Below are 26,761 nucleotides of genomic sequence, written 5' to 3' on the forward strand. Positions count from 1 at the left end.
CGAGGAACCGGTTTCCGCTGGAAAGAAACACTTGGAAACCGGGAAACCCGTTTTCAGCTGCCGTTTCCCGCGACCGCGGGAAACGGGGGGACCTGGATCAGCCTCCGGTCTTGCGGGTGAGGCTTTCGATCGTGCTCGCGAGACGGAGCAGCGGGCTGGGCAGCCGGAGCAGCCCTTGCGCGACCCGTGCCATCGACGCCCACTGCTGCCAGGCCCCGTGCTGGGCGACGAGGACGGGTGCCGCCTCGTCGATCAGCGTCCGAGCCCGGTCGAGCTCGTGCGCCTTCAGCAGGCAGACGCCCAGCTGGAACCGGGTCAGCTGGGCCTCGGGGTGCTGCCGGCCCAGCACCTCGACGTGGCGGGGCAGCAGGTCTTCGTAGATCTTCCTGGCCGCTGCCCAGTCGCCCTTGTTCGCGGTGGCCAGGCCGATGTAGAGCCTGACCCGCATCGCCAGGGGATGCCGAGGGCCGAGTTGGGCGTGGATGCGCCGCTCGGCGTCGGTGAGCACCTCCAGGGCGTCGCCCGGGCGTGAGTTGTTGTGCAGCGTCAACCCGTGCAGGACCTGGAGGTCGAGCGTCAGCGGGTTGTTCTCGCCGTACCACTCGACGGACTCGCGGAGCGCCCCGGCCACCTTCTTCGTGGCGAGCTGCCACTCCTGAGGCCGGGCTTTGCGCTCCGACCACGCGAGCACGAGCTCGCCCTCCGCCTCGACGGCGACGGCGTCGCGCGCCAGGTGGTGCCGTGGAAGACCGGCCTCCCCGAGCACGCGGACGACCTGGTCGGCCGTCGCCCTCGACTCGATCACCTTCCCGGTGAGGAGCTGGAGCCTCGCCGCCTCGATCGCGACGCGGGGCCAGGGCCCGAGATGGGTACCGGTCGGGTGTTCGGCGCGCAGTGCCGACCACAGCCCCGTGATCCCCTCGAACGCCTCCTTGTACCGGCCACGTCTGCGCAGCGCGGCCATCCGCATCAGCACGGTGTGGTTGCGTTCTTCCTCCGGCATCCAGACGGGCGCGAAGCCGAACTGCCCCACGAGTTCGTGCTCGTGGAAGACCTCGTCGGCCTTGGCGATGTCCCCGTCCAGGTCGTGTGCGCGGGCGGCCAGGAAACGCGCCCGGTACTCGGTGTGGCCGTCGGAGCCCCCGGTCAGTCCTCCGGTGAGCCGCAGAACCTCCTGCGTGTCACCGGTTTCCACCGCGAGTCTGGCCGCGGCGAGCACGTCGCGGGCCCGGGGGCGGGGGCCACGGGCGCGCCCGGCCGGCCCCCGGGCCGCGCGGGCCCCGCGCCCGGCGGGCGGCGCCCCCCCCCCCGCGGGGGGGCGCCGCCCCCCCCCCCCCCCCCACGGCCGCACGCCGTGCCGCTCGTGCCGCGAGCAGGTCTCCGTGCTCCTCGTACACCTCCGCGACCGCGCGGAGCAGCTCGAGCCGGCGGCTCGTGGGCACGGCCGGGTGCTCGGCGATCTTGACCGCGTGTGCGCACATGTCGGCCGACTTCGTCTTCAACGCGGACAGCACGACACCCGAGGCCTGGTGCGCCAGGGTGTCGAGCAGCGAGTGGTCGAGGTCCTGCCGTGCCGCGCCGGCGACCAGCGCGTGCAGCTGCCACAGCTGCCTGCGCGTGCCCTCACCGTGGTGGACGCGGTGCAGCAGGCAGTACGCGTCGAGTTCGTCGAGGGCCTCGGCCACGAGCACCGGCGCTCGCTCGCCCAGCAGCGCGGACAGGCCCTGCACCAGCAGGTCGCCGCCGAACGGCGCCCTGGCGAGCAGGGAGGCGAAGCCGAGCAGCACTCGTGCGTGCTGGCTGCGGGCCCGGACGATCGGTGTGAGGGTGTCGACGATCGAGTCCGCGTCTTCCTGGAACTGGTGCAGCGCACCGGTCCCCTGCCCGCTGCGCAACGACCGGACGGCGGCGGTGATGATCAGCGGGTGGCCGTGCGAGCGCTCGACCAGCTCCGCGATCGCCGACCGTTCGCCGTCGCCGAGATCGGGCCACTGCGCGGCGAACAGTTCCTCCGCCTCGACCTGGGTGATGCCGTCGAGAGGGACCGCGGGCACCGGCCAGTCCGGCCTCGCGGTGCGGCTGGTGAGGACGGTCCGGACGAACGGGGACGGGACGATCAGCTCGTCGAGCACGTCGTTGGCCAATCCGTCCGGCACGTCGTCGATCACCCACAGCACGTTCTTCCTGGCGGCGGTGATCCTCTCGCCCACCGTGGCCAGTGCCTGCCGCAGGTCCAGGCCGTTCAGGCCCGTGCCGAAGCGCTCGCGCGCCACGCGGTTCAGCTCCGCCGCCCAGTGCGCGCGGACGTCGCCGACCAGGTCGCCGAACCCGGTCCACTCCTGACCACCGGGATAGGCGTCGCGGAACAGGAACCCGTACTGCTCCGCGAGCGCGGTCTTGCCCATGCCGGGCGGTGCCTTGACCAGTGCGACGGAGTGCGACTTCGGTGCTTGTGCGGCGAAGAGGTCGTTGCCCCGCAGGGCGCTGTGGACGTCCCACAGCGCGGGGTAGCGGCCGACGAAGCGCCGGGGATGGCGGAGGCGTTCGTGGAACTCGTGCGCGGAGGCGTCCGGGACGCCTCCCATCGGCGCGGTCAGCCGGCTCGCCTTGCCGAGCACGGCTTCGGCCAGCGCGTCCACATCGGAGTCGTGCCGCCACGCGAGGTAGGCGGCGTCGGTGAGCTCCACCGGGTGGATGTGCCGGTCGTCGCCCTCCGGGTTGACCACGGCGATCCGGGCCGCCGGGTGCTCGCCGTGGTGCAACGCGGACAGGAACGCCCTGGTGAGCTCCCACTGGCACGCGTAGCGCGTCGGATAGCGGCGGGAGTAGTACGCCACCAGCAGGTGGGACCTGTCGAGCTCCCGGCGCAGGTTCTCCGTGATGGGGTCGAACACGTGGATGTCGCGGTCCCTGAACACGTCGATCCCGCGGGCGTTCAAGCCCGCCTCGATGACGTCGACAGCCGCCTCGTCTGCCCACGTGTAGCTCAGGAAGATCCGCGGTCGTGCTGCGGTCATCGTTGCGTGCCTCCGCTCGTCGTCCCACCAACCATGCCCGCGGGCACACGACACAAGCCAGGCGAAAAGATGACAGAAGTCCGTCAGATTCCTGGCGCCGTGTGTGATCGTTCATCCACGAATCGGTGCGGTGTCAGCACTTTCTCTCCGGGGCCGTCGTTTCGCGTACTGGTGGTCGGAGATGCCGCCGGATCCGTTACGCGATCACTCGATCGGATCAGCGGGCGGGGAGCCGGTTCCCGCGGCTCCCCGCCCGCCCGGTCAGAGGGCACCGGCGATCGCGGGCAGCAGTTCGTGGAAGGTGCGTCCCGAGGCGGGAATGCCGAGTGCGGTCATCGACCAGCCGGAACCCTCCCGCGTCACCTTGGCCATGATCTGGGCGTTGTGCCTGCCGGAGCCCGAGAGGCTGTACTTGGCGACCTCGGCACCGCCGCCCGCCTCGTCCACCAGGCGGCAGAACGCGTTCTCGATCTGCGAGAAGTCCTGGCCGGTGAACGAGTTCACGGTGAACACGAGGGTCTTCACCTCGGCGGGCACCCGTGCGAGGTCGACCCGGATCGACTCGTCGTCGCCGTCTCCCGCACCGGTGCGGTTGTCACCGGTGTGCACGACGGCCCCGTCCCTGCTCCTGAGCTGGCGGAACCAGATCTGGTCGACGAGCTTGCCGCCGGCGTCGAAGAGCAGCGCTGACGCGTCGAGGTCGATGTCCTGGTCGCGCAGGCCGAACAGGCCCCTCTTCTTCACGGCGTCCCAGCCGAGGCCCATGCGGACGTTCGTGAGCGTGCCGCCGTCCTGCTTGCGCAGGGAGACCTTCTGGCCCTTGGTCAAGGTGATGGTCATGCCGGACTGCCTTTCGGTGGTGGTTGGCTCGGTGTCACTTGCGGCCTGCCGTCCAGCGCAGGCCCCAGCCGTACTCCTGGTCCAGCCGCTGCTGCCCGCCGTCGAGGTAGCGGACCTCGCGGCGCACGGTGAGACCATGTTCACCCGACTGCTCGATCATGGCGACGGCGCACATCCGTGCGTTGTCACGGGGTTCGTCGAGCCGTACCTCGATGGCGGGGCCCGTCGCCGGGTGCAGTGTCACGACGCCGTCGGCCGCCGCCCAGTTGGGCACGCCCTCGTAGATGAAGGCGAACACGACGATGCGCCGGATGCGGGTGGCGTGCGCGAGGTCCACGAACAGGTTCTCGCCCGCGGTGCCGGCGCCGGAGCGGTCGTCACCGTCGAGCCAGACGACCTTGTCCCACACGCCTTCCGGGCTCGCGCTGAACGAGTTCCCGAGTGCCTGCACGACGCCTTTGGAGCCGTCGGTGAACTCGTAGAGACAACCGAGGTCGAGGTCGATGGCGGCCGGGGCCAGCCATTGGCGCAGGAGTCCTCCCGCGCTCTTCGGTGCCGGGCGGGCGTTCCAGTTCAGGTTGACCCGCAGCACGCCCGTCGCCTGCTTGTGCAGCGAGACGCTCGGCTTGGACTTGGTGAGCAGGACGGTTCCGGTGGACCCTCCCGCGGGGCGTTTCGTGTAGTCGATTGCCATGACACACCTCAGGTTCCGGCGGTTTCCAGGGATCGGCCGGCCGCTGTGGCGCGCTTGTTGCGGACGACCGAGGAGACGAACGCGAGCAGGATGAAACTGATCCCGATGAGGCCGGTCACCAGTTCGGGGATCTCGAACCTGATGGTGCCCAGCAGGAGGACGGCGAGCGCGCCGATCGCCCAGTGGGCGCCGTGCTCCAGGTACACGTACTCCTCCAGAGTCCGTTGCCGGACCAGGAAAACGGTCAGCGAGCGCACGAACGTGGCACCGATCAGTCCGAGTCCTACCGCGATGATGATCGGGTCGGAGGTGATCGCGAAGGCGCCCACGACACCGTCGAAGCTGAACGTCGCGTCGAGCACTTCCAGGTACAGGAAGGACATGAACGCGGCCTTGCCCACCTTGACCCTCAGCGAGCCGCCGCCGTGCCGGTCCGGGTCGAACCTCGAGCTCAGCGCCTTGACGAGCACGTAGGTGAGCAGTCCGAACACCCCGGACAGCACGACCGTGGTCGACTTGCCTTCCGGTGCGAACTCCAGTGCCGCCACGCCGATCACCAGCAGGGCCACCGCGATCGAGAGCTGTTCGAGCTGGCCGATGCGGGCGAGCGGCCGTTCCACCCAGCCCATCCACGTGATCTCGCGCCGTTCGAAGACGAAGTCGCAGAACAACGTCAGCAGGAAGATGCCGCCGAACGCGGCGATCGCGGGATGCGCGTCGTGCAGGATGTAGCCGTACGTTCCCGGGGTGTGCGGATCACCGCCCTCCATCGCCAGCGAGATCGCCGACGTGGGGGAGAGGCCGGCGGTCACGCCCACGACGAGCAACGGGAACGCGAGGCGCATGCCGAAGACGGCGATCAGGATGCCGACCGTGAGGAAGAGTTTCTGCCAGAAGGCGCTCATCGTCTTGAGCACCGTCGCGTTCACGACGGCGTTGTCGAACGAGAGCGTCAGTTCCAGCACGCCGAGGATCGCGGCGAGGGCGAGGCCCGCCGGGCCGGCGTAGAGGTAGGCGCCGACGAGTCCGACGGCGGTGACGGCGAGCGAGCCGCCGAACGTCCTGAGCCACATGGGTTTCTCCGACGGGATGTGGGTGGGCCGCGCGGGGCGCGGCCCACCGCCTTCGTGCGCGAGGGGCGGAAAGGACCGTCAGGCCACGTTCACGCCGTAGTCGCGGGCGATGCCGGACAGACCGGCCGCGTAGCCCTGACCGACGGCGCGGAACTTCCACTCGGCACCCGCGCGGTACAGCTCGCCGAAGAGCATCGCCGTCTCGGTGGAGGCGTCCTCGCTCAGGTCGTACCGGGTGATCTCCGCGCCACCGTCCTGGTTGACCACGCGGATGAACGCGTTGCGCACCTGGCCGAACGACTGCGATCTGGCCTCGGCGTCGTGAATGGACACCGCGAACACGATCTTGTCGCACTCGGCGGGCACCCCGGCGAGGTCGACCTTCAACGACTCGTCGTCGCCGTCGCCCTCGCCGGTCAGGTTGTCGCCGGTGTGCTCGACCGAGCCCTCGGGGCTCTTGAGGTTGTTGAAGAAGATGAAGTGGGCGTCGGACATGACCTTGCCGGAGGCGTTGCACATCAGTGCGCTCGCGTCGAGGTCGAAGTCCGAGCCGCTGGTCGACCGCGCGTCCCAGCCGAGCCCGACGAGAACCGCGGTGAGGCCGGGGGCCTGCTTCGTGAGCGAGACGTTGCCACCCTTGGTGAGCATTACGGTCATTGCTTCCTCCTGTTGTTCACGGCAGCCTTCAGAACGGCTTCTGCTATTGGCCGACGGATATCGCCGGTGATTTAACGGCGACTGTCGAACGCGTTGTGAACATCGGAGGCACGGGGAAGCCGTTACCGGTTGACAGAGGTGGGTGTGGACGTTGTCATGAAAGCGTCCAGTATTTGTCGTGTCGGGTTCGAACTGGACACGAGGACTGGTCAGTGATCGAAAAGCGGCTGGTCCAGGCGTGGACGAGGTGCTGTGACGCCCTGTTTTCGCAGGTACCGGAAGTATTCTTGATCGCTCCGAATTTCGCTCGTGAGCGAATCGGCGGTCGAACGAGTCGTGTGCGTTCTGGATTGTGGGATGTGGAATGCTTGGCGCCCGGTCGTTGTTCACTCGGAAGGTCGACGAGGTGCTGATGTCCGATCGTGAAACCTATGACGTCGCTGTGTCGTTCTCTGGCGCGCAGCGCAGCTTGGCGGAGAATTATGTGCGTGCCTGCGAGGCCCTTGGGCTGAGCGTCTTCTACGACAAGAACGTCTCGGCCCAAATGTGGGGGCGCAACTTCATCGTCGAGTTCCGCAGGATCTACGGCAAGGGCATCGCGCGGTACGTCGTGCCGTTCTTCTCCCGCGAGTACCTCGGCGGCTCCTACCCGATGGACGAGTACAACGCCGCGCTCACCTGGTCGATCGAACTGCGCGAGGACGCGTACATCCTGCCGATCATGGTGGGGGACGTGCGGGTGCCGGAGGAACTGCTGAGCTCGGCCACCGCGCACCTGCGCGCCGAGGACTGGACGCCGGAGGAACTCGCGAAGATCACCGCCGAACGCGTCCGCAGCACCGTGCCCGCCGCCACCGCGCCGGTTCCCGCCACGCCTGCCCGGGGCGTCCTCCTGCCGCGGATCGCGCCGGGCAGCTTCAGCCCCTACGAGACCCTGGAGAACGCGCTCTCCGTTGTGGGTGAACGGTTCCAGGCCAACGCCGGCGCGCTGGAGCAGTACGGGTACACCTGCAGGGTGCGGACTCCCGACCACGCGGTGGAGGTGCGAGTCGAGAAGCGCGGCACGCCGGTGTACGGACTGCAGGTGTGGTTCGACGAGTCCTACCGGCAGGACCAGTTGGCGGTGGGCTACGGCGCGCCCTCGTACCGGGGGAGCGCGAAGAACGGCTGGGCCACGGCGGAGTGGGACAAGCAGCACGAGGAGGCGCGGCTGAAGTTCATCGACGGCCTGCAGGGCGCGGGCAGCACGCTCCTGACGGCCGAAGGGTTCTTCGACGCCCTGTGGCGCAAGGTCGTGCTGTACATCGAGCAGACGCACCGGTGATGGGCCCTGGGAGGAATGAGCGCATGACGGACGGCTTCCCCCTCGACCTCGGGTCCAGCAGCGATGACGAGCTGTACGTCCTGCTGGGCGCCGAGCTCGACGGCGCGGGCGTGGGCATCTCGCCCGCGGACCGCGAGCGCTACCAGCGGTTCGCCCGGACCTGGCTCGACAACAAGAGGTCGCAGCTGTGGCGGAGGATCCAGGGGAGCGAGACCTACCGCCTGTGGCTGGACTCGGCGGGACCGGGCCAGGTCGTCGACCCCGACACCGTCGACCGGGTCCTGGGCGAGCAGGAGGGCTGGGACCCGCGCCCGGCGGCCGTGCTGGCCCTGTTGCTGGTGCGGGAGAAGTGCGCGGAGGTCGTCGGCTCCTACGACATCGCGGTGGCGTTCGCGCAGGAGCAGCGCGACTACGTGCACGCGCTCGTGGTGGCCGCGAAGGCGTTGGCGCTCAAGGTGTTCTACGAGCCCGACATGACGAACGCCTGGTGGGGACTCAACTTCGTGCAGGAGCGGCGCAAGGTCTACGGCCAGCGCGCGCTGCACTTCGTGCCGTTCATCTCCACCAAGTACCTCAGCGACGGGATACCGCTCGACGGGTTCTCGGCGGCGATGGTCCGCGCGATCGAACGCGGCGACCGGTACATCCTCCCGGTCCTCGTGGGTGACGTCGCGGTGCCGCCGGAGCTGTTGTCGCCGCACATCGGCGTCATGCGGGCCGACGACCACTCGCCGGAGGAGCTCGCCGCCCACATGCGGGTCGTGGTGGACGACTCGCGGCGGCGCGGCATGGCGGCCCGCGACTTCGGCGCCGTCGTGCACGACGCGCAACGGGAGCTCCGATGACCGGCGAGTCGCAGGCCGCGCGCCGGGCCCGCCTGTTCGACCACGACTGGGACCAGATCCACGCCGACCTCGCGCACCGGCACGCGGAGGCGGGCAACACCTCCGGTGTCGCGACGCTCGAGGCGGCGCTCGCCGGCTATCTCGCGACGCCCGGCCGGCCGGGCGTCGTCAACCCGGTGGCGGGATTCCTGGAGGCCGCCACCGAGGACGTGATCGCCGGGATGATCGACACCGGCTTCGACGCACGACGGCTCTCCACCGCTCATCTCCTGCTGTCGTCGAGGAACGACGTCTGTGCCGAGACACGACCGTTCGACGACGGCTCGTCGCTCGTCGTGGTGTCCGATTCGCTGCTCACGTTGTGCGCCTTCTACTGCCGGTGCGCGGGGCTGGTGCTCAGCGGGGAGGACGGCCTGGACGCCGCGACCATCGCCGGGATGTTGCGCTACTACCACGTCCAGCAGCGGGTTCACGGCCTCGCGGGCATGCTCGCGTTCGAGGTGCCGGGCCGGGCCGCGGAACTCACCTCGGCCCTGGTGACCCAGGCGGCGCGGTTCGTCGCGGGCCACGAGCTCGTCCACCACGCGCTCGGGCACGGTTCGGAGCTGTCCGGGTTCCACCCCGGCGAACACCTCCCGGTGTGCTCGGGCGACCAGCTCCGGGAGTACCAGGCCGACGCCGGAGCCCACACGGCGCTGCTGCGGACGTGCGAGAAGGAAGCCGGCGACGCGCAGGCGCTGGCCCTGTGGGGCGCGCTCGCGGCTGTGCTCGCCGTCTACTCGTCGGAGAAGGCGTTGTTCGTCCGCAACGGCGGCACCCATCCTCCCGCGCTCGACAGGATCCGGATGCTCCTGGCCCAGGTCGGCGAGAGCGTGCGCGGGCGGGCCCGGATGCTGCTGGGGCCGCTGCTGGAGGCGACGGACGCCGCCACCGTGTTCGCGGTGCGAGCCGAGCTCTTCGACGGTGATCAGGTGCTGGCGTCCCCTTTCGTCAGCACTCCGCTGACACGGGGCTACCTCGAGCAGATCTCCTTGTTCGACGCCCTCATGAGCCATCCGCACCAGAAACTCGTGGAAGGCGTCGAACGACTGGACCCGGCCACACCGCGGCTGGCCGGGGGAACGCGGCTGGCGGCCGCCGGACGTGCGGCGGAGGCCTTCGAAAGCTGGGGAGTGGACCCCGAAGTGGGGCAACGGCTGCTGAACCCGGCCATTCCGCTGACCTTCCACAGCCTGCGGATGGCGATGAAGAAGGCGTTCACCGACCTCGGCGTGCAGAAGGACTCGGTCCTGGCCGCGTCGGTCGTCGCCGCCACACTTCTGGAGCCCTCCCTCAGGACGCCGTGACAGCAGCGGAGCACTCCGCCGATGCGTCCGGCCGGGTCCGCGTCACCGGCCGATCGCGGTGAGGCTGGTGGGCAGGCGTTCGAAGCCGCGCAGGATGCGGGTCGGCCGGCGGCGCGCGCCGGGAAGGGGTGCCAGGTCAGGGAAGCGGTCGAAGATCGTGCGCAGTCCTATCTCACCCTCCATGCGGGCGAGCTGGGCGCCGAGGCAGTAGTGGCGGCCCGCGCCGAACGACACGTGGTCGCGGGCGTTGGCGCGGCCGACGTCGAACGCCGACGGGTTCTCGAACACGGACGGGTCGCGGTTGGCCCCGGCGAGCACGGTGGTGACGAGCTGGCCCCGGCGCACCGGGATGCCGGCGATCGTCGTGTCGCGGGCGCACATGCGGCCGGTCAGCAGGACCGGTGGGTCGTGGCGCAGCACCTCGTCCACGGCGTTGGCCCACAGCGAGGGTTGCGCGCGGAGGGCTTCCAGTTGGGCGGGGTGCCTGGTGAGCAACGAGATGCCGTTGCCGAGGAGGTTGACGGTGGTCTCGAAACCGGCGGCCAGCACCAGGCCGGCGGTGGCCTTGAGCTCGCGTTCGGACAGGCCCTCACCGTCCTCGCGGGCGGTGATCAGGCGGCTCAGCAGGTTGTCGCCGGGGTGGGCGCGCAGGGCTTCCAAATGTCGGGAGAGCCAGGCGTCGAACGAGCTGAGCGTCGTCTCCACGCTGCGGAACACGCGCCACGACAGGCCCAGGTCGAGGCTGGGTGCGGCGGCCGCGCCGAGGGCCAGGACCGTCGCGCGTTCCTGTGGTGGCACGCCGAGGATCTCGCTGATCACGGTGACCGGCAGCAGACCGCAGTAGGTCTCGATCAGGTCGACCGGGCGCGCGGGGTCGAGGCCGTCGAGCAGCTCGTCGGCGATCTCCTGGGTGCGGACGCGGAGCTGTTCGACGGCGCGCGCGGTGAAGACGCGGGTGACGAGCTTGCGGTAGCGGGTGTGCGCCGGGGGTTCGACGGCGAGCAGCGACGGTGGCTGGACCGGGTGCAGGACCTCGGTGGCGGACCACGCGGCGAGCTTGCCGAGGATGCCGGCGCCGAAGCGCGGGCGGGCCGTCACGAACGCGTCGTCGGACAGGACCGCCTTGACCACCTCGTGCCGCGTGGTGGTGTGGCCGATCCTCGTGGCGGCGAGGGGGCCTCGGGCGCGGATCTCGTCGAACAGGCCCGTCAGGTCGGCGCCGGTGGAGGCCTCGACGGTGATGCGGCCCTGCAGGTCGCCGCGGCGGGCGGCCAGGCGCAGGACGGCACGCGGCAGGGCGTGGCCGATGCTCCAGCGCACCGCCGGCTTGACGTGCTCCTCAGCCAGGCTCGTCACGGTTCGCCAGCGTGCCCAGTACGCCGCTGTGAGTCAAGGTCTCGCCCGTCCGGCCGAACGGCGAGTCCACTTCGGACCACCGAGTAGCCTGCCGCGCCATGGAGATCCGGGCGCTGCTCGACCGCATGGAGCACGACAGCTGGAAGAGCGAGGTCGACGACTTCGTGCGCGAGCAGGGGATCTCGACGTTCGGCGAGCTGGTGGACGTGATCACCACGTCGGACGACAGCCAGGTCGTGAGCCGGGGGTACCGGGTGTTCTCCTTGGCCAAGGCGGACGACGAGGTCTACCTCGGTCTGCTGCGGCACCCGCACCACGGCATCCGCCGGGCGGCGGCGAGCATGTTCCGGGGCGAGACGGCGTTCCGGCACGCCACGGCACTCCTGCCCCTCCTCGCCGACGAGGACCACTACGCGCAACGGGAAGCGTTGTGGGCGTTCGGGAGCATGGGCCCGGAGGTGCTGCCGTTGTTGCAGGAAACGCGCCGCACGGCCAAAGGCGCGCTGCGCAGGGGCGCGCTGATCGGCATCGCCGAGGTCGCCGGCCCGGACGCGTTCCTGCCGGAGGACCGCAGGGTGGTCGACCGGTTCATCGGCCACAAGCTCGAGGACGACATGTACAGCGTCGACGAGATGCACCTCTGCGGCGGCTGGTACGCGATCAGGACCGACGACCAGGCGGCGGTCCTCGGGGTCTGCGGTCTGCAGGACCCGGTGCCGGTGACGAAGGTGCTGGGCGCCCAGGCCTGGAACAACGACCAGCACGCGTGGGAGAAGGACGGCGAGCACGTCCGGTGCGCCAGGGTCTACGTCACGGGCGCGTGGGACGGCTGGACGCTGGTGTTCGGCGAGCCGTTCGAGCACGGAACCCGTCCGGTGACCGAGATCTGCGCGGTGCTGAGCGCGGTGTTCGGCGAGGCGCACTACTACGCCGAGAGCTGTGGCGACGGCTGGACGGCATGGTGCGTCGCGCGGCAGGGCGAGATCGTCCGCTACTACGACGCGTTCAAGGAGGACGAGCAGATCGGCGAACTCGACGTCGAAGACGGCTGGTGCCTGCCGCACGACACCAGCGACGAGAACGAGGACCTCGAGGACATCTGGGCCACCGACGTCGGCGAGGAGCTGTCGGTCAACCCGCGCTACTTCGAGGGTGACGTCGAGGGCCACGGAGTTCTCGCGCTGACCCGGTGCGGCCGGACCTACGGCTCTCCCAAGGGCTATCTGCGGATCGTGCTCTGACGTCAGGCCTGGACGACGGGTACCTCCAGCGCGCGCACCGTCTCGTTGTCCGCGTCCGTGATCACACCGGCGACGTCGGCGAACGGCAGCACGGAGAACCTCGACGCCGTGCCAATCTTCTCCGAACTGGCCAGCACGTAGGTGTCCGCCGCCTGGTGGGCGAGCGCGCGTTTCATCGCGGCCTCGTCCGCGTCACCGGTCGTGAGGCCCGCTTCGGGGTGCACGCCCGTGACACCGAGGAAGAAGAGGTCCGCGTGCACGCCCCGTGCGGCCTCCACGGCGGCGGCGCCGCAGGCGACCATCGAGTGCTTGAAGAGCCGGCCGCCGATGACGTACACCTCCACGTCCCGGTGCTCCTCCAACGCGCTCGCGATCGTCGGGCTGTGCGTGACGACCGTTGCGTGCAGATCGAGCGGTAGGGCGCGCACGACGGCAAGTGTGGTCGTGCCGCCGTCGAGGATCACGGTGCTGCCCGGTTCGATCAACGCCGCCGCCGCCCGTGCGACCCGTTGCTTGCCATCGACCTGCACGCCCTGACGCGTGGCGTAGTCGGCGATGGCGGGGGAGACGGGCAGTGCGCCGCCGTACACGCGTTGGCAGAGCCCTGCCGCGGCCATGTCGCGCAGGTCGCGGCGGATCGTGTCCTCGGAGATGCCGACTTCGGCGGCGAGGTCCTTGGCGACGATCCGGCCGTCGGTGCGCAGTCGTTCGAGCAGCAGGTCACGACGCTGGGCGGCCAACATGCACGTTTCTCCTTGTTTTTGCCGAGTGTTGCACATTATGGTCGGAGCCATGCTGATTCTGATCGCAGGGCCCTACCGCTCCGGCACCGGGGACGACCCCGAGTTGATGGCGCGCAACCTCGAACGGCTGGAGGAGGCCGCGTGGCCGCTGTTCCGCAGCGGGCACGTCCCGATGATCGGCGAGTGGGTGGCGCTGCCCGTGCTGCGCGGCGCCGGTGGCAGCTCGCCGACCGACCCGATCGCGTCGGAGATCATGTACCCGGCCGCGGAACGCCTGCTGCGGCACTGCGAGGCGGTGCTGCGCCTGCCCGGTGAGTCGACCGGTGCGGACGAGGACGTGCGGATCGCACGCGAGCGCGGGCTGCCGGTCTACCACCGGGTCGAGGACGTCCCCGGCTACCGCGCCGCCTAGGTGTACTGACCCGAGACGTTGCGAACGGTCCGACACGTGATCGGATGATCTTGGAATGAGGGAGGGCCTCCGGGTTCGGTGTGGATTGCGACATCTGCACCGGCTACCAGGAGGCCCTCGATCACTCACGCTAACGCACCGCTGACCGAGCTGGGCAGGCTGCGCCTGGCCCGGTGTGTCGTCGACGATGAATGGCCGCTGCGGCGCGCCGCTGAACGGTTCCAGGTCTCGGTGAGCACCGCGCAACGCTGGGCCACGCGCTACCGCGCCGGCGGCGCGGTAGCGATGACCGACCGATCCTCACGCCCGCACTCCAGCCCCGCTCGCACCTGTCCGCGACGGGAACGACGAGTCGTCAAGGTCCGGCTGGAGCGCCGGTGGGGACCGGCGCGTATCGCCTACCTGCTCGGCCTCAACCCCTCCACCGTGCACCGGATCCTGCGCCGCTACCGGCTGAGCCGGCTACGGCATCTGGACCGGGCCACCGGGCAGCCGATCCGCCGCTACGAACACCCCACCCCCGGTGACCTCGTCCACGTCGACATCAAGAAGCTGGGCAACATCCCCGACGGCGGCGGACACCGCGTCACCAGCAGGCAAGCCGGGCAGCGTCACCGCACCCGCACACCCGGCAAGACCCTCAACCGCAACGGCAACAGCCACGTCGGCTACAGCTACCTGCACAACGCCGTGGACGATCACTCCCGGCTGGCCTACAGCGAGATCCTGCCCGACGAACGCAAGGAAACCGCCGCCGCGTTCTGGCAGCGAGCCCAGCTCTTCTTCACCACCAACGGGATCACCGTCATCCGGGTACTCACCGACAACGGCTCCTGCTACAAGTCCCGGCTCTGGCGCGACACCCTCGCCGCGGCCGGCATCACTCACAAACGCACCCGCCCCTACCGGCCCCAAACCAACGGAAAAGTCGAACGCTTCAACCGCACCCTGCTCGACGAATGGGCCTACGCCCGCCCCTACCGCACCGAAACCGAACGCCGCGAAGCCTTCCCACGATGGCTGCATCTCTACAATCACCACCGCGGGCACACCGCACTCAAAGGCCTACCACCCGCCAGCCGCGTTCCTAACCTCTCGGGTCAGTACACCTAGGTCGTGTCCCGGAAGTTCGTCCGGTGGCAGGCGCGGGCGAGAGACCCGGAGACGGCGCCGCCGCGATGCCCTCATACCGGGCGTATTCGGGCGTTGCGGCGGTGTCGTCTCCGGGGCCCTCGGCTGCCACTGCCGCCCGACGGGACTTCCGGGACCCGGCCTAGCGTCTCGCTGTCAGCCGCGCGCGGCCAGGACGAACTCGCGCATCCGGCCGTGGTCCTTCACGCCGCGGCTCGACTCGATGCCGCTGGACACGTCCACGCCCCACGGCCGCGCCACGCTGATCGCCCCGGCGACCGTCTCCGGCGACAACCCGCCCGCCAGCACCCACTTGCCGGTGGGCGGGTTGCCGGCGAGGCGTGTGATGTCCCACTGCTCGCCCGATCCGGCGACGGGGGAGTCGATCAGCAGCAGTTCCTCGCCGAACGCTCCGGTGCGCACGTCGGTCTCGGGGCCGAGCGCCGTGGCCCTCACCAGTCCGAACGGCAACCCGGCCAGTTCGTCGAACGCTTCCTTCGGGTAGTCGCCGTGCAGCTGCAACGCGCGCACGCCCGTCTTCAGCGCCATCTCGCCCGCCTCGGCGGCCGGGATGCCGCGCACCACGGCGACGGTCAGGACGTCCGCCGGCACCTCGGCGACGAGCCGCGCCGCCAGGTCGACGTCGATCTGGCGCGGACTTGTCGTGAGCACGAACCCGACGGCGTCGGCCCCCGTCTCGACCGCGACGGTGACATCGGACTCGGTGCGCAGGCCGCACAGCTTCACGAACACACCACCGATCCTACTGATGTGGCCACGGACGCACTGTCGCGCGGCTAACAGTCACAAGCCGAACCGCTGCCCGGTCCTACTTAATGGAAGAGACGGGCAACGGAGGCCGTGATGACTGAACATCAGCTAGCCACATCGGTTTTGGTGATCGGCAGCGGTGGCGCGGGACTGCGCGCCGCCATCGAGCTCGCCGAACGAGGCATCGACGTGCTGGTCGTGGGCAAGCGCCCCAAGGCCGACGCGCACACCGCGCTCGCCGCCGGCGGCATCAACGCGGCGCTGGCCACGATGGACCCTTCGGACACGTGGCAGCAGCACGCGGCGGACACCATCAAGGAGAGCTACCTGCTCGCCAACCCGGAGATCGTGCGGGTCGTGGCCGAGCAGGCGGCGCGCGGAATCGCTGACCTGGAACGCTGGGGCATGCCGTTCGCGCGGGAGGACGACGGGCGCATCTCGCAGCGGTTCTTCGGCGCGCACACGTTCCGCCGCACGTCGTTCGCCGGCGACTACACCGGCCTGGAGATCCAGCGCACGCTGGTGAACCGGGCCGCGCAGCTCGACATCCCGATCCACGACACCTGCTACATCACCCGAATCCTGGTGCACGACAACGTCGTCTTCGGCGCCTACGGGTTCGACCTGAACACGGGTGAGCGGTACGTCTTCCACGCGGACGCCGTGATCCTCGCGGCCGGCGGGCACACCCGCATCTGGCGCCGCACGTCGAGCCGCCGCGACGAGAACACCGGCGACTCGTTCCGGCTGGCGGTGCTCGCGGGCGGCAGGATCCGCGACCCCGAGCTGGTGCAGTTCCACCCGTCCGGCCTGATCGAACCGGAGAACGCGGCGGGCACCCTGGTCTCGGAGGCGGCTCGCGGTGAGGGCGGCATCCTGACCAACGCGTCCGGCGAGCGGTTCATGGCCCGCTACGACCCGGAGCGGATGGAACTGTCCACACGCGACAGGGTCGCGCTCGCCGCGTACACCGAGATCAAGGAGGGTCGCGGCACCCCGAACGGCGGAGTGTGGCTGGACGTGTCGCACCTGCCGCGCGAGCAGATCATGCAACGACTGCCCAGGGTGTACCAGACGCTGCTCGAACTGCAGATGAAGGACATCACCAGGGAGGCCGTCGAGATCGCGCCGACCGCCCACTACTCGATGGGCGGCGTGTGGGTGTCGCCCGAGGACCACTCGACGGGCGTGACGGGCCTGTACGCGATCGGCGAGGCGTCCAGCGGCCTGCACGGCGCGAACCGGCTCGGCGGCAACTCGCTCATCGAACTGCTGGTCTACGGCCGGATCGTCGGCGAGGCCGCGGCCGGGTACTCGGCTTCCCTGCAGGCGCAACGGCGTTCGCGCGCCGCGGTCGACGAGGCGCGGTCCGAAGTGGACGATCTGCTCGCCGCCGACGGCCAGGAGAACGTCCGTGCCCTGCAACGCGCGCTGCGCAACACCATGACCGAGCACGCGGGCGTCGTCCGCGACGAAGCCGGTCTGCGCAAGGGGCTCGCCGAGCTGGACGAGCTGGAGAACCGCATCCGCGACGTCGGCGTGCACCCCGACCTCGCCGGGTTCGGGGACCTCGCCCACGCCTTCGACCTGCTGGCTTCGGCGCTCTCCGCCCGCGCGACCCTGGAGTGCGCCCTCGAACGCCGCGAGACGCGCGGCTGCCACAACCGGTCCGACCACCCGGACCTCGACCCCGCGCAGCAGGTGAACCTCGTGTGGGCGGGCCCCGGCCAGGTCGTCCGGGAGGAGATCCCTCCGGTGCCGGACGAGATCGCGTCGCTGATGCGGGAGGTCGACACGGCCGGCAAGCTGGTCGAGTGACGGTCGAGGGGCGGGGGCCTTCCCCGCCCCTCGTGCTCGTCACGGCAGCCGCAACGCCGTGGTGAACAGGAAGGCGCTGTCCTCCAGCGCCTCGACCCGGTGGCGGCGCCGCGGCATCGTCAGCAGGTCGCCGGGCGACGCCTCCCACGAGTCCGGCCCGGCCACCAGCCGGACGCGGCCGAGCAGCACCTGCACGGTCACCTCACCGGGGTGCTCGTGCTCGTGCAGGTGCTCGCCCGCGCGCAACGCCATCACCGTCTGCCGCAACGCCGCCTCGTGTCCACCGTGGACGGTGACGGCGCTGCGCCCGCTCGAAGCCGCGCGGGCGACGCCGAGGTGGTCGCGCGCCAGCGCGTTCAGCGACGTCCTCACGGCCGGGGTGCCCTGAGGTGTCGGCGCGCCCGCAGCTCGTCCGGTTCCACGACGGTCAGCATCGGCTGACCGGGCGCGCAGAACATCGTGACCACGAAAGCGGACTCCTCGTCCGCCAGGTGGTTGCCGTCCTGGTAGTGGATGACGTCGCCGCCCGGCTCCCAGAACGTCTCGCCCGCGCGGACGACCCGCTCCGGCTCGCCTTCCAGCTCGAAGACGATGGCGCCCTTCACGACGTAGCCGTACGCGGGCCCGGAATGCCGGTGCGGCGGCGCGCCGGGACTCGACGGCGGCAGCGTCACGAGGATCGTCATGGCCTCGGCGCCGTCCGGGATCCGCGGTGCTCCCGGCACGGTGCCGATGACCTCGATCTTCGGCGGCGGGCCGCTCTTGTCCGGGTTGTCGAGCTGATGGGTGTGTTCGTGGCTCATGTCAGAACAGACCGCACAACCCACCGATCTGTGACAGCGTCGGGACTCCCGCCGAAAGGAGGCGACGCGGGACTTCGTGCTCGCCCACGTCGACTGGTTCGCCGCCGTCGGCGAACCGGCGGTCAGCACGCTGCTGGAACGCGCGGACGAACTGGCCGGGGTCGTCGCGCCGAGGTGGTTCCCCGGCGCGACCGAACGGCCCGGCGAGATCTGGGTGGTGCTGTACCGCGCCGTCACGCGCTGACCACCGGGACCGGACTCAGCAGCGCCTGGTCCACACGACGCCCCGGCTCGACTCCACGATCACGAAGCTGAGCCGGTCGGGGTCCGACGTGCCGAGCGCGACGCGGACCTCGGCGTTGACGTTGATGTTCCGCTTCTCGCCGCACGGCACCCACTGGATCTCGGCCGCGTCCGGGCGGTAGCGGGTCTGCCAGTCGCCGCTGAACGGCCCGGTGAACGTCTGGGTCACCGTCGCGGTGGGGGAGGTGCCCTGCAGGTAGGTGCTGATCCGGCTGAGCCCGGTCGCTCCGTCCTGCAGGTGGGCGTAGCCCTCGTAGGTGGTCCGCGCGAGGCCGTAGGTGTAGCCCTGCGGCGCGTTCACCCGCAGGTTGACCTGGCAGTTCTTGCGCTGGTCGAGCGGGGACGAGCCGTTGCCCGCCCGCGCCAGGAAGGTGTGGTACCCGATCGTGAACGTTCTGTCGTCCGTCTGGACGTCGGCGTCGCCGGCCGGGCAGCCCGAACCGTTGACGGTGACGACTTCGAGGAACGGCGCCGGCTGCTCGGCCGGTGCCAGAGCGGACAGGGCGACGAGTGCTGCCGCTGCCGTGGTGAGCATGGGGGAACCTCTCCGGGGAGTCGGGGCGGCGGCTGCCTCAGACGGTAGCGGCGACGCGCCTGACGGTTCCCTGACGATTCACGGCTTGAAGGGCAGCAGCTCCTCCTCGACGCCGGTCCTGACCACCACGCACGTCGACTCCGGCACCTCCCGCCACGCCCCGACCAGGTCGCCCAGCGGCTCGGACACGATCAGCCGGGAGTCGTCGGTGAGGTCGTGCAGCGCCGGGTTGTCCGGGTACTGGCGGCGCAGGGTCGACACGTCGGTGCTGTGGAACAACGACCGCGACTTGCCCCGGCTCGAGTACCGGAACGCCCAGGTCGTCGAGCCGTCCGTGACCGCGACCGTCATCTGGACCGGGTACTCCACGCCGGCCCGCCTGCCGACGTCCTCGACGAACTCCACCATGCGCGCCACCCCGGCCGGCGGGTCCTGCTCCAGCCCGAAGCTGACGGCCAGGTAGAACATGACCTCCGAGTCCGTCGACCCCTCGATCAACGGGAACAGCACGGGGTCGATCGCCAGCATCAGCTCGCGCCGCACCAGCGGGAACTTCGCGATCAGTCCGTTGTGCATCCACAACCAGCTGCCGTACCGGAACGGGTGGCAGTTCGACCGCTGCACCGCCCCGCCCGTGGAGGCCCGCACGTGCGCGAACACCCGGTCGACGGTGATCTGCGCGGACAGTTCCCGCAGGTTGCGGTCGTTCCACGCCGGTTCTGTGCTCAGGAAGAGACCGGGCGTGCTCGTGCTGCCGTACCAGCCGATGCCGAACCCGTCACCGTTCACGGCCGTCGCGCCCAGCCGGGCGTGCTTCGACTGCATGACGAGCGAGTTCTCGGGCGCGTAGAGGAGTTCCTCCAGCAAGACCGGCGAACCGGAATACGCGAGCCACCTGCACATGTCGGACCTCCTGACCACCCGGCGCTACATGGGAACACGTAGCAGACCGGAATGGGAGGTTTGCGGCGACGCGCCTTCCTCGGGCAGCATGGCTGGGGTGACGGTCCCTCCCGGCTTACGGCCCCCGCCCTACGAACAGCCGCGCGGGAACTTCGAGACGATCGAGGTGTACGCGCCCGTCGCGCAGGTACCGGTCCCGGCAGAGCCCGCCCCGGAGCCCGAGGAACGCTCCGACCTCGCCGTCATCGGCCCGATCGCCGCGCTGGTGCTCGCCCTGACGATCAGCACCCTGATCCTCGAACACCCGGCCGCCCGCGCCGTCGCCGCCGGTCTCGCCACCATCGGCCTGATCGTGGCCGTCGCGCTCATGCTGATGGGCAAGAAGCCGCAGCCCGGCCGGCACGTGGCCCGGCACGCCGTCGACCCCGAGGCGACCGAGCGGATCGCTCCTCCCGGCTGGGGCGCGACCGACCGGCGCCGCTGACCGGCGCCGATCGGCTCCCGCGGACTCACTTCAGGGTCGCGAGACCGGCCTTCGCGTACTTCTCGTCCAGGTCGCCGCTGGGCGCGCCGCCGACGCCGATGCCCGCGACGGACGTGCCGTCGACCGTCACCGGCACACCGCCACCCAGGAACAACGTGCCGGGGATGTCGCGCAGCGTCGCGCCCTGCCCGGTGACGCGGCCGGCGAGCTCCGAGGTCGGGGCGTTGAACGACACCGCGGTGAACGCCTTGCGGCGTGCCGACTCCTCAGTCTGCGGGCCCGCGCCGTCGCCGGCGAGCAGCACCACGACGTCGCCGCCGCGGTCCACCACGGCGACCGTGACGCGCTGGTTCTCCTTCTCGGCGGCGTCGAGCGTGGCCTGGGCGGCCCTGATCGCCGCGTCGATGGTCAGCACCTTCTCCGTGCGGGTGGTGGTGCGCTGGTCGGCTGCCGCGTAGCCGCCGCCGATGCTCAGCACGACGAGGGTGGCGACTGCGATCTTCTTGAGGTCCATGGCCACCACGGTGCTCCGGCCGGGGCGGCTTTCCCTGGTGGTGACGGTTGAACCTCGGTTCAACCCATCGGTTGACCCGTGCCGGTGCGCCGCTCGCCTACAGTCGCCGACGTGTGGCTGCACAGGGCGATGCACGCGGGCTTCTACGTGCTGCTGACGGCGTCGGCGGCGCGGTACGTCGCGTACCACGGCGCCGACCTCCTCGTGCTCGGCCTCGCTCTCGCGCTGGGGCTCGGGTATCCGGCGAGCGTGCGGTGGACGCGGGCGCTGCCGCTCGTGCTCGCCGTGTGGCTGGTGCTGGTGTGGCTGGCGCCGAGCTTCGGCTGGTGCGCGATCCCGTTGTTCTTCCAGTGCCTGCGCCAGCTCAGGCCGCGCGTGGCGCTGCCGATCGCGGCGGTGCTGACCGCGGCCGTCGTGCTGGCCCAGATCAGGCTGGCGGCGACGTTCGACCCGTCGCTGGTGCTCGGCCCGGTCGGCGTCGCGGTGCTGACGGCGGCGGTGTTCTTCGACCGCGCCCGCCTGCTGCACGAGGCCGGGGTGCTGGAGGAACGCCAGCGCCTCGCGCGCGAGATCCACGACACCCTGGCCCAGGGCTTCTCCAGCATCAACCTGCTGCTGTCGCTCGGCGAGACCGGGAAGGCGGCCGAGGTCGCGCGGGAGAACCTGGGCGAGGCGCGGCGGTTCGTCCGCGACCTGTCGCCGATCCACGGCACACTGGTCGACGCGCTGCACCGGCTCTGCCCGCACGTGGAGGTGGACGGCGATCCGTACGCGCTGAGCGTGCAGACCGAGGTGGCGTTGCTGCGAGCCGCACAGGGCGCGGTGGCGAACGTCGCCGAACACGCGGGTGCCAGCCGGGTGGCGATCACGTTGTCGTACCTCGGGGACGCTGTGACGCTCGACGTCGTGGACGACGGCCGCGGCTTCGACCCGGCGGCGGTGAAGGCGGCGGACGGCCGCGGCTACGGGCTGGCGTCCATCCGCGGGCGCATCACCGAGCTGGGCGGCACGGTGTCCGTGGAGAGCGCGCCGGGAGAGGGGACCGCGGTGGCGGTGACGGTGCCGACGCCATGAGGGTGCTGGTGGTGGACGACCACCCGGTGGTCCGGTTCGGGCTCGCCGGCCTGCTGTCGCGCGACTTCGAGGTGATCGAGGCCGCGACCGGTGAGGAGTCGGTGACCAGGGCGTCCACTGTGGACGTCGTGCTGATGGATCTCCAGCTGGGCAAGGGCATCGACGGCGTGGAGGCCACGCGCAGGATCCGCGCGCTGGAGAACCCGCCGCAGGTCGTCGTGCTGACGACCTACGACTCCGACGCCGACATCGTGCGCGCCGTCGAGGCGGGCGCGATCGGCTACCTGCTCAAGGACTGCGCTCCGGAGGACCTGGCCGAGGCCGTGCGCACGGCCTCGACGGGCCAGACCGTGCTCTCGCCGGACATCGCGCAACGGCTGCTGCGCCAGGTCCGCGGCCCCGCGCCGAAGCTCAGCAAGCGCGAGGTGCAGATCCTGGAGCACCTCGCCCGCGGCCTGTCGAACCGGGAGATCGCGAAGGAGCTGTTCATCAGCGAGGCCACCGTGAAGACGCACCTGGTGCGGATCTTCGTGAAGCTGGGCGTGGAGACCAGGACGGCGGCCGTGACGACCGCCGTCGAACGCAAGCTGATCCGGCTCTAGTCCATCTCCGGAGGCGTTGTCCTCGTGAGCCGCTCGTCCGGCCGGCCGCCCGACATCGCGAGCATCCCGCGCAGCACCTGCAGCAGCTTGCGCAGCCCGCTCGGCTTCTTCCGGTCGATCCCGCTGATCACCTGCTTCAGCACGGTCAGCTGGTCGAAGTAGATCCGCTCGGTGACGAGGTTCTCGTTCTCGTCGAAGATGAAGTAGGCGTTCATGCGCGTGCGGTGCCCGCCGCCGGTCGCCGGGATCCTGCCCAGCGGCCCGAGGTGCGTGCCGATCAGCCAGAACTCCACGATCACGGCGTCGACGCTGTGCCGGAACGAGATCAGTTCGTGGTGCTGGTCGGGGAACGCCACGCGCGTGTCGGTGTAGTACTGCCGGACGGCGCTGTCGCCGTCGTGGACCACCATCTGGGCGATGATCTCGTAGTGCGGGTGCGGGAACGTCGAGAGCGTGGCGTCCCAGTCGTGCGCCACCTCGTCGCGGAAGTGGTCGAGCACGAGCTTTTCGCGGGCCCGCAGGACCTCCTCGGCCGGCAGGACGAAACGGGAAGGCATCGGCACTCCTCAGTGGACGATCTGGCCGTGGCTGAACGTGGGGGTGGTGCCGGGGTTCGTCCAGGCGCCGGTGAGCTCGCTGGAGGGGAAGAACTGCAGGAACCGCGGGTCGCGCTGGCTGCGGTCGGCGAGCGTCTTCTCCAGGATGATCGAGTTGTACTGGTCGGCGGTGGTCTCGACGGTGTTCGCGTTGAGCACGACCTCCTGCTGCCACCGGCGCGTCCACGACGCGAGGCCGGGCAGCTTCGAGTGCTCGGGCGTCAGCGCCTCGGCGGCGATCACGTTCTCGCTGCTCACCCAGATGCCGGTCGAGGTGTTGACCACGAGGCTCTGGTTGCCGAAGACGTGCCCCGGTGTCTTGACCACCGCGACGCCGGGTCCCAGCACGACCGAGCCGTCGATCGGCAGGAACGCCTCCGCCGGCAGGTCGCGATAGGTCGCCGGCTGGTACCAGGGCTTCTGCAACGGGTGCAGGTCGCTCAGGGCCGCCAGCTCGTCGCGTTGCACGATCACCTTGGCGTTCGGGAAGTACGGCGTGGCGCCGATCCAGCGCCGCAGGTCCTGGGTGTGCAGGTGGTCGAACATCAGGTAGTCGACGTCCTCGGGCGCGATGCCGAGCCGTTCGAGGTGGCCGGGCACGGTGCCGTGGACCTTGACCACGCGCCGTTCGACCACGTTCGGGGTCCGGGCGGACAGGTCCTCGAAGTACGGCGTGTACCGGCCGTACTCGTGGTCGCTCGGCTCGAACAGCAGGATGCGCTCGCGGCCGTCGTCGTGCCAGCGGACCACCAGCATCCGGTTGGTGATCGACAGGAACGGCGCGATCGCCCGTGAGGCCCTGAACAGGCCGAACCGCGTCGGGTACGGCAACGTCACCAGGTCACGCGTGACGATGCTGTCCGGGGTGCCGGTCGTGGCGAACTCCCGCCGGAACGCCTCGCCCCGCGCACGGGCGACGCGCAGCCGCGCGCCGGGCCCGCCCTCGACGTCCATGTTGTCCAGCGTGTCGATCCGGGTGAAGCTCATCATCCCCTCCAATACCCACGCTGTGGGTTAATTCGGAGGTTAAACCCACACCGTGGACATCCGCAAGGCACAATGGCCGCGTGACCGCACCGCGCCGAGGCCGTCCCCGCACGCCGCTGCTGTCCCGCGACTCGATCGTCGCGGCGACGCTGCGGGTCATCGACACCGAAGGCGTGGCGGGCGTGGGCATGCGGTCGGTCGCGCGGGCGCTCGGGGTCGACGCCAAGAGCCTCTACAACCACGTGGACGGCAAGGACGGCCTGCTCGACGCCGTGGCCGAGCACCTGCTGGGCGGCCTGGTACTGCCGGAGCCCACCGGTGACGCGCACCGCGACCTGCGCGCGATCGCTCAGGCGTTCCGAGCCCGCGCACTGGCCCATCCGGGCGCCGCGCCGCTCGTGCTCACCCGCCAGCTGTCCTCACTGGAGGGCCTCGCCCCGGTGGACGCGGTGCTGAAGGTCCTGCTCGCCGCGGGCGCCGGTGCCGAGGAGGCCGTGCACCTGCTGCGGATGCTGCTCGCCACGCTGATCGGCACGCTGCTGCGCGAGGTGTCCGCGGCACCGGCGTTCGGCGGCGACGACGGCGAACGCCGTGAAGCGCTCCAGGCCTCGGGATTGCCCGCGGTGGTGCGGACGGCGCCGCACCTGGCGGAGTTCGACCGCGACGCCGAGTTCGAGTACGCGGTGGACCTGGCGGTCACGGCCGTGCTGGCGCGGATCGATCTTCAGGCTGCGCGCTAGTCCGAACGGCGGCAGACTTCCTCGCGTGAACTGTCGACGGTGGCCCGTGGTCGCGGCGGCGGGGTTCGTCTTCGCGGCGGTCGTGTACGTCCTCGCGGTGCTGACGAGGACCGGCCAGACGATCGAGAACGCGGCCCTGCGCGGCGCCGACCAGGACGACGTCTCCGAGTCGGACGCCGCCTGGGCCGCGCTCGGCCAGATCACCGTCTACTCGCTGGCCGCGGCGGTGGTGGCGGTCGCCCTGATCGGTGTGCTGAGGAAGCGCTGGGACCTCACCGTCGCGGCGGTCGGTGTGATCGTCGCGGGTCAGGTCGTCGTGCAGGCGCTCAAGCGGTTCGTCCTGCCGCGTCCGGCGCTCGTCGAGGTCACCGGCGACTACGCGCACAACAGCCTCCCCAGTGGACACACGACGATCGCGATGACCGTGCTGTTCGCGGCGATCATCGTGGTGCCCTGGAAGTGGCGTGGCGTCATGCTGTTCTTCGTGCTGCCGTGGGCCACCGCGATCGGCCAGTACACGCTGACCGCGAAGTGGCACCGCCTCAGCGACACCCTCGCCGCCGACGGCATCGCGCTCGCCGTCGCGGCCCTCGCCGCGTGGTGGTTGCAGCGCAAGGGTTCTCTGCGGCCCCACACCGGACCTCGCCGGGTCGGGCGGGTGGTCCTGGTGGTGTTCTGGTCGGTCGTCGCCGCGGTGACGCTCGCCCTGGGCGGGATCCTGTGGGGACTCCCGCTGGCCCGCGAGGGCCTGAACGCCGACGAGTGGGTGATCTACCTGGGTGCCGGCTCGTTCGCGTCGGCCGGGTCGCTGATCGCCGCGCTCACCTACCTCGCGTGCTGGCGCCGGATCGAGTGACAACCAGTTGATCTCCCGCGCGTCCTGTTCGGTGGAGAGGTTTCCGGAGAAGGGGACAGGACGTTGAGTTTCAACCGACGTGCCGTGCTGGCACTGGGCGCCGGAGCGGCGCTGGCCGTGGCCGTGCCCGCCGCTGCGCAGGCCTCGACGGTCACCGGCAGGCTGCGTGAACTGGAGAAGCTGCACAACGCCCGGCTGGGCGTGTTCGCCGCGGACACCGGCACCGGTCGCACCGTGCTGCACCGCGCGGACGAGCTCTTCCCGATGTGCTCGACCTTCAAGACCATCGCGGCCGCGGCGGTCCTGCGCAAGGACCGCGACGGAACGCTGCTGGGCAAGGTGATCACGTACACGCAGTCCGATGTGGACAAGTCGGGGTACGGCCCGGTCACCGGCCGGCCCGAGAACCTCGCGAACGGGATGACCGTCTCGGCCCTGTGCGAGGCGACCATCACCTACAGCGACAACTGCGCGGCCAACCTGCTGCTCAAGGAACTCGGCGGCCCCACGGCGATCAGCCGCTTCAGCCGGTCGATCGGCGACCCGGTCACGCGCCTCGACCGCTGGGAGCCGGAGCTGAACTCGGCGGAACCCGGCCGCGTCACCGACACGACGTCGCCGCGCGCCATCGGCCAGAGCTACGCGCGCCTGACGCTGGGCCACGCCCTCAACTCGAACGACTCCGACCAGCTCACGAAGTGGCTGCTGGCCAACACGACCGGCGGCAACCGCATCCGCGCCGGACTGCCGTCGGCGTGGCGCTGGGGCGACAAGACCGGCACCGGCAGCTACGGCACGACCAACGACGTCGGCATCGCGTTCCCGCCCGGCCGCGCGCCGATCGTGATCGCCGTCCTGTCGACCAGGAAGGACGAGCCGACCGGCGCGGCCGACGAACCGCTGCTCGCCAGGACGGCGGAGCTCGTCGCGGCGACGTTCAGCTGACCTGAAGCCCGCCCCACGAGCGGCCTGGAGCGGTTCCCGTGAGCCGCCCCAGGCCGATTTCGTCGAACGACGAGGGCTGATCGTCGAAACGCTGGTCGAACGCGCGGGCACCCGCTACCGTCGCAATGCGAATCTCGTTCACGTTCCCAAA

The 26,761-nt window shown here is 70.5% G+C and carries 31 protein-coding genes; 14 read left to right on the forward strand and 17 right to left on the reverse strand.

Going from position 1 to position 26,761, the window contains the following annotated elements; translation table 11 throughout:
- Positions 1–97 precede the first annotated feature (97 nt).
- From ORI60_RS03465 to ORI60_RS03490, 6 genes are all read right to left on the reverse strand, one after another.
- Positions 98–1,195 (reverse strand): tetratricopeptide repeat protein, encoded by a 1,098-nt coding sequence (locus ORI60_RS03465; protein ID WP_266034050.1) that lies wholly within the window; start codon positions 1,193–1,195, stop codon positions 98–100.
- The gene (locus ORI60_RS03470) at positions 1,182–3,017 is read right to left on the reverse strand and encodes a toll/interleukin-1 receptor domain-containing protein (RefSeq protein WP_266034053.1); all 1,836 of its coding nucleotides are present in this window, start codon (positions 3,015–3,017) and stop codon (positions 1,182–1,184) included. The genes ORI60_RS03465 and ORI60_RS03470 overlap by 14 nt, the downstream gene beginning before the upstream one ends.
- A gap of 261 nt (positions 3,018–3,278) precedes the next feature.
- Positions 3,279–3,857, reverse strand: a complete 579-nt coding sequence (locus ORI60_RS03475; RefSeq protein WP_266034056.1) for a TerD family protein — start codon at positions 3,855–3,857, stop codon at positions 3,279–3,281.
- A gap of 34 nt (positions 3,858–3,891) precedes the next feature.
- Positions 3,892–4,551, reverse strand: a complete 660-nt coding sequence (locus tag ORI60_RS03480; protein WP_266034058.1) for a TerD family protein — start codon at positions 4,549–4,551, stop codon at positions 3,892–3,894.
- A gap of 8 nt (positions 4,552–4,559) precedes the next feature.
- Positions 4,560–5,624 carry a DUF475 domain-containing protein gene (locus tag ORI60_RS03485; RefSeq protein ID WP_266034062.1) on the reverse strand — a complete coding sequence of 355 codons (1,065 nt, stop codon included), beginning with the start codon at positions 5,622–5,624 and terminating at the stop codon, positions 4,560–4,562.
- A 78-nt stretch (positions 5,625–5,702) separates the two neighbouring features.
- A complete protein-coding gene (locus tag ORI60_RS03490) occupies positions 5,703–6,281 on the reverse strand; it encodes a TerD family protein (RefSeq protein WP_266034065.1) in 579 nt (192 codons plus the stop codon).
- 412 nt (positions 6,282–6,693) lie between these two features.
- Here ORI60_RS03490 and ORI60_RS03495 point away from each other — a divergent pair, with 412 nt between their 5' ends.
- Genes ORI60_RS03495 through ORI60_RS03505 form a run of 3 tightly spaced genes read left to right on the forward strand, consistent with a single transcriptional unit; the run spans position 6,694 to position 9,796 of the window.
- On the forward strand, positions 6,694–7,605 hold the full coding sequence (locus ORI60_RS03495; RefSeq protein ID WP_266034067.1) for a toll/interleukin-1 receptor domain-containing protein: 912 nt from the start codon (positions 6,694–6,696) through the stop codon (positions 7,603–7,605).
- 23 nt (positions 7,606–7,628) lie between these two features.
- Entirely contained in the window at positions 7,629–8,450 is an 822-nt protein-coding gene (locus ORI60_RS03500; protein WP_266034069.1) for a hypothetical protein, read from the forward strand.
- Positions 8,447–9,796: a hypothetical protein gene (locus ORI60_RS03505; RefSeq protein ID WP_266034071.1), complete on the forward strand. Its 1,350-nt coding sequence runs from the start codon at positions 8,447–8,449 to the stop codon at positions 9,794–9,796. The genes ORI60_RS03500 and ORI60_RS03505 overlap by 4 nt, the downstream gene beginning before the upstream one ends.
- Before the next feature lie 42 nt (positions 9,797–9,838).
- On the opposite strand, the gene ORI60_RS03510 is transcribed toward ORI60_RS03505, so the two are convergent.
- Positions 9,839–11,152, reverse strand: a complete 1,314-nt coding sequence (locus ORI60_RS03510; protein ID WP_266034072.1) for a cytochrome P450 — start codon at positions 11,150–11,152, stop codon at positions 9,839–9,841.
- Positions 11,153–11,250: 98 nt separating this feature from the next.
- Between ORI60_RS03510 and ORI60_RS03515 the strand changes: the two genes are divergently transcribed.
- Positions 11,251–12,393: a HEAT repeat domain-containing protein gene (locus tag ORI60_RS03515; RefSeq protein ID WP_266034075.1), complete on the forward strand. Its 1,143-nt coding sequence runs from the start codon at positions 11,251–11,253 to the stop codon at positions 12,391–12,393.
- 2 nt (positions 12,394–12,395) lie between these two features.
- Here ORI60_RS03515 and ORI60_RS03520 read toward each other — a convergent pair whose 3' ends face one another.
- Entirely contained in the window at positions 12,396–13,136 is a 741-nt protein-coding gene (locus ORI60_RS03520) for a DeoR/GlpR family DNA-binding transcription regulator (RefSeq protein ID WP_266034077.1), read from the reverse strand.
- 49 nt (positions 13,137–13,185) lie between these two features.
- On the opposite strand from ORI60_RS03520, the gene ORI60_RS03525 reads away from it, so the two are divergent.
- Together ORI60_RS03525 and ORI60_RS03530 are read left to right on the forward strand one after the other, a co-directional pair.
- Positions 13,186–13,548 carry a DUF4406 domain-containing protein gene (locus ORI60_RS03525; protein ID WP_266034080.1) on the forward strand — a complete coding sequence of 121 codons (363 nt, stop codon included), beginning with the start codon at positions 13,186–13,188 and terminating at the stop codon, positions 13,546–13,548.
- A gap of 120 nt (positions 13,549–13,668) precedes the next feature.
- Positions 13,669–14,661 carry an IS481 family transposase gene (locus ORI60_RS03530; protein ID WP_266035424.1) on the forward strand — a complete coding sequence of 331 codons (993 nt, stop codon included), beginning with the start codon at positions 13,669–13,671 and terminating at the stop codon, positions 14,659–14,661.
- Between the two features lie 174 nt (positions 14,662–14,835).
- Here the strand turns inward: ORI60_RS03530 and ORI60_RS03535 are convergent, their stop codons facing one another.
- On the reverse strand, positions 14,836–15,432 hold the full coding sequence (locus ORI60_RS03535) for a phosphoribosylanthranilate isomerase (RefSeq protein ID WP_266034082.1): 597 nt from the start codon (positions 15,430–15,432) through the stop codon (positions 14,836–14,838).
- Positions 15,433–15,543: 111 nt separating this feature from the next.
- Here ORI60_RS03535 and ORI60_RS03540 point away from each other — a divergent pair, with 111 nt between their 5' ends.
- A complete protein-coding gene (locus tag ORI60_RS03540) occupies positions 15,544–17,268 on the forward strand; it encodes an L-aspartate oxidase (RefSeq protein ID WP_266034085.1) in 1,725 nt (574 codons plus the stop codon).
- A 39-nt stretch (positions 17,269–17,307) separates the two neighbouring features.
- Here the strand turns inward: ORI60_RS03540 and ORI60_RS03545 are convergent, their stop codons facing one another.
- Both ORI60_RS03545 and ORI60_RS03550 read right to left on the reverse strand, forming a co-directional pair.
- Positions 17,308–17,640, reverse strand: a complete 333-nt coding sequence (locus tag ORI60_RS03545) for a cupin domain-containing protein (RefSeq protein WP_266034087.1) — start codon at positions 17,638–17,640, stop codon at positions 17,308–17,310.
- Positions 17,637–18,071, reverse strand: coding sequence for a cupin domain-containing protein (locus ORI60_RS03550; RefSeq protein ID WP_266034090.1), 435 nt, complete (start codon positions 18,069–18,071; stop codon positions 17,637–17,639). The genes ORI60_RS03545 and ORI60_RS03550 overlap by 4 nt, the downstream gene beginning before the upstream one ends.
- 76 nt (positions 18,072–18,147) lie before the next feature.
- On the opposite strand from ORI60_RS03550, the gene ORI60_RS03555 reads away from it, so the two are divergent.
- A complete protein-coding gene (locus ORI60_RS03555; protein ID WP_266034095.1) occupies positions 18,148–18,315 on the forward strand; it encodes a hypothetical protein in 168 nt (55 codons plus the stop codon).
- Between the two features lie 15 nt (positions 18,316–18,330).
- Here ORI60_RS03555 and ORI60_RS03560 read toward each other — a convergent pair whose 3' ends face one another.
- Both ORI60_RS03560 and ORI60_RS03565 read right to left on the reverse strand, forming a co-directional pair.
- A complete protein-coding gene (locus ORI60_RS03560) occupies positions 18,331–18,909 on the reverse strand; it encodes a DUF4360 domain-containing protein (protein ID WP_266034099.1) in 579 nt (192 codons plus the stop codon).
- Positions 18,910–18,987: 78 nt separating this feature from the next.
- A complete protein-coding gene (locus tag ORI60_RS03565) occupies positions 18,988–19,812 on the reverse strand; it encodes a class II glutamine amidotransferase (RefSeq protein WP_266034102.1) in 825 nt (274 codons plus the stop codon).
- A gap of 97 nt (positions 19,813–19,909) precedes the next feature.
- Here ORI60_RS03565 and ORI60_RS03570 point away from each other — a divergent pair, with 97 nt between their 5' ends.
- On the forward strand, positions 19,910–20,296 hold the full coding sequence (locus ORI60_RS03570; RefSeq protein WP_266034105.1) for a hypothetical protein: 387 nt from the start codon (positions 19,910–19,912) through the stop codon (positions 20,294–20,296).
- A gap of 25 nt (positions 20,297–20,321) precedes the next feature.
- Here the strand turns inward: ORI60_RS03570 and ORI60_RS03575 are convergent, their stop codons facing one another.
- Positions 20,322–20,810, reverse strand: coding sequence for a GlcG/HbpS family heme-binding protein (locus tag ORI60_RS03575; protein ID WP_266034107.1), 489 nt, complete (start codon positions 20,808–20,810; stop codon positions 20,322–20,324).
- 111 nt (positions 20,811–20,921) lie between these two features.
- On the opposite strand from ORI60_RS03575, the gene ORI60_RS03580 reads away from it, so the two are divergent.
- Both ORI60_RS03580 and ORI60_RS03585 read left to right on the forward strand, forming a co-directional pair.
- Positions 20,922–21,884 (forward strand): sensor histidine kinase, encoded by a 963-nt coding sequence (locus tag ORI60_RS03580; RefSeq protein WP_266034109.1) that lies wholly within the window; start codon positions 20,922–20,924, stop codon positions 21,882–21,884.
- A complete protein-coding gene (locus tag ORI60_RS03585) occupies positions 21,881–22,486 on the forward strand; it encodes a response regulator (RefSeq protein ID WP_266034111.1) in 606 nt (201 codons plus the stop codon). Before ORI60_RS03580 ends, ORI60_RS03585 begins: the two co-directional genes overlap by 4 nt.
- On the opposite strand, the gene ORI60_RS03590 is transcribed toward ORI60_RS03585, so the two are convergent.
- Both ORI60_RS03590 and ORI60_RS03595 read right to left on the reverse strand, forming a co-directional pair.
- Positions 22,483–23,043 (reverse strand): ester cyclase, encoded by a 561-nt coding sequence (locus tag ORI60_RS03590; protein WP_266034114.1) that lies wholly within the window; start codon positions 23,041–23,043, stop codon positions 22,483–22,485. The two genes, ORI60_RS03585 and ORI60_RS03590, sit on opposite strands and share 4 nt — an antisense overlap.
- A gap of 9 nt (positions 23,044–23,052) precedes the next feature.
- The gene (locus ORI60_RS03595; RefSeq protein WP_266034117.1) at positions 23,053–24,069 is read right to left on the reverse strand and encodes a hypothetical protein; all 1,017 of its coding nucleotides are present in this window, start codon (positions 24,067–24,069) and stop codon (positions 23,053–23,055) included.
- An 80-nt stretch (positions 24,070–24,149) separates the two neighbouring features.
- Here ORI60_RS03595 and ORI60_RS03600 point away from each other — a divergent pair, with 80 nt between their 5' ends.
- The 3 genes from ORI60_RS03600 (at position 24,150) to bla (ending at position 26,610) form a co-directional block, all read left to right on the forward strand.
- The gene (locus tag ORI60_RS03600) at positions 24,150–24,809 is read left to right on the forward strand and encodes a TetR/AcrR family transcriptional regulator (protein ID WP_266034120.1); all 660 of its coding nucleotides are present in this window, start codon (positions 24,150–24,152) and stop codon (positions 24,807–24,809) included.
- Positions 24,810–24,834: 25 nt separating this feature from the next.
- Positions 24,835–25,665 (forward strand): phosphatase PAP2 family protein, encoded by an 831-nt coding sequence (locus ORI60_RS03605; RefSeq protein WP_266034122.1) that lies wholly within the window; start codon positions 24,835–24,837, stop codon positions 25,663–25,665.
- A gap of 63 nt (positions 25,666–25,728) precedes the next feature.
- The gene (bla, locus tag ORI60_RS03610) at positions 25,729–26,610 is read left to right on the forward strand and encodes a class A beta-lactamase (protein WP_266034124.1); all 882 of its coding nucleotides are present in this window, start codon (positions 25,729–25,731) and stop codon (positions 26,608–26,610) included.
- Here bla and ORI60_RS03615 read toward each other — a convergent pair.
- The gene (locus ORI60_RS03615) at positions 26,603–26,752 is read right to left on the reverse strand and encodes a hypothetical protein (protein WP_266034127.1); all 150 of its coding nucleotides are present in this window, start codon (positions 26,750–26,752) and stop codon (positions 26,603–26,605) included. The genes bla and ORI60_RS03615 overlap by 8 nt on opposite strands.
- Between the last annotated feature and the right edge of the window lie 9 nt (positions 26,753–26,761).

The organism is Lentzea sp. NEAU-D7 (assembly GCF_026242055.1).
In the GTDB taxonomy this organism is placed as follows: Bacteria; Actinomycetota; Actinomycetes; order Mycobacteriales; family Pseudonocardiaceae; genus Lentzea.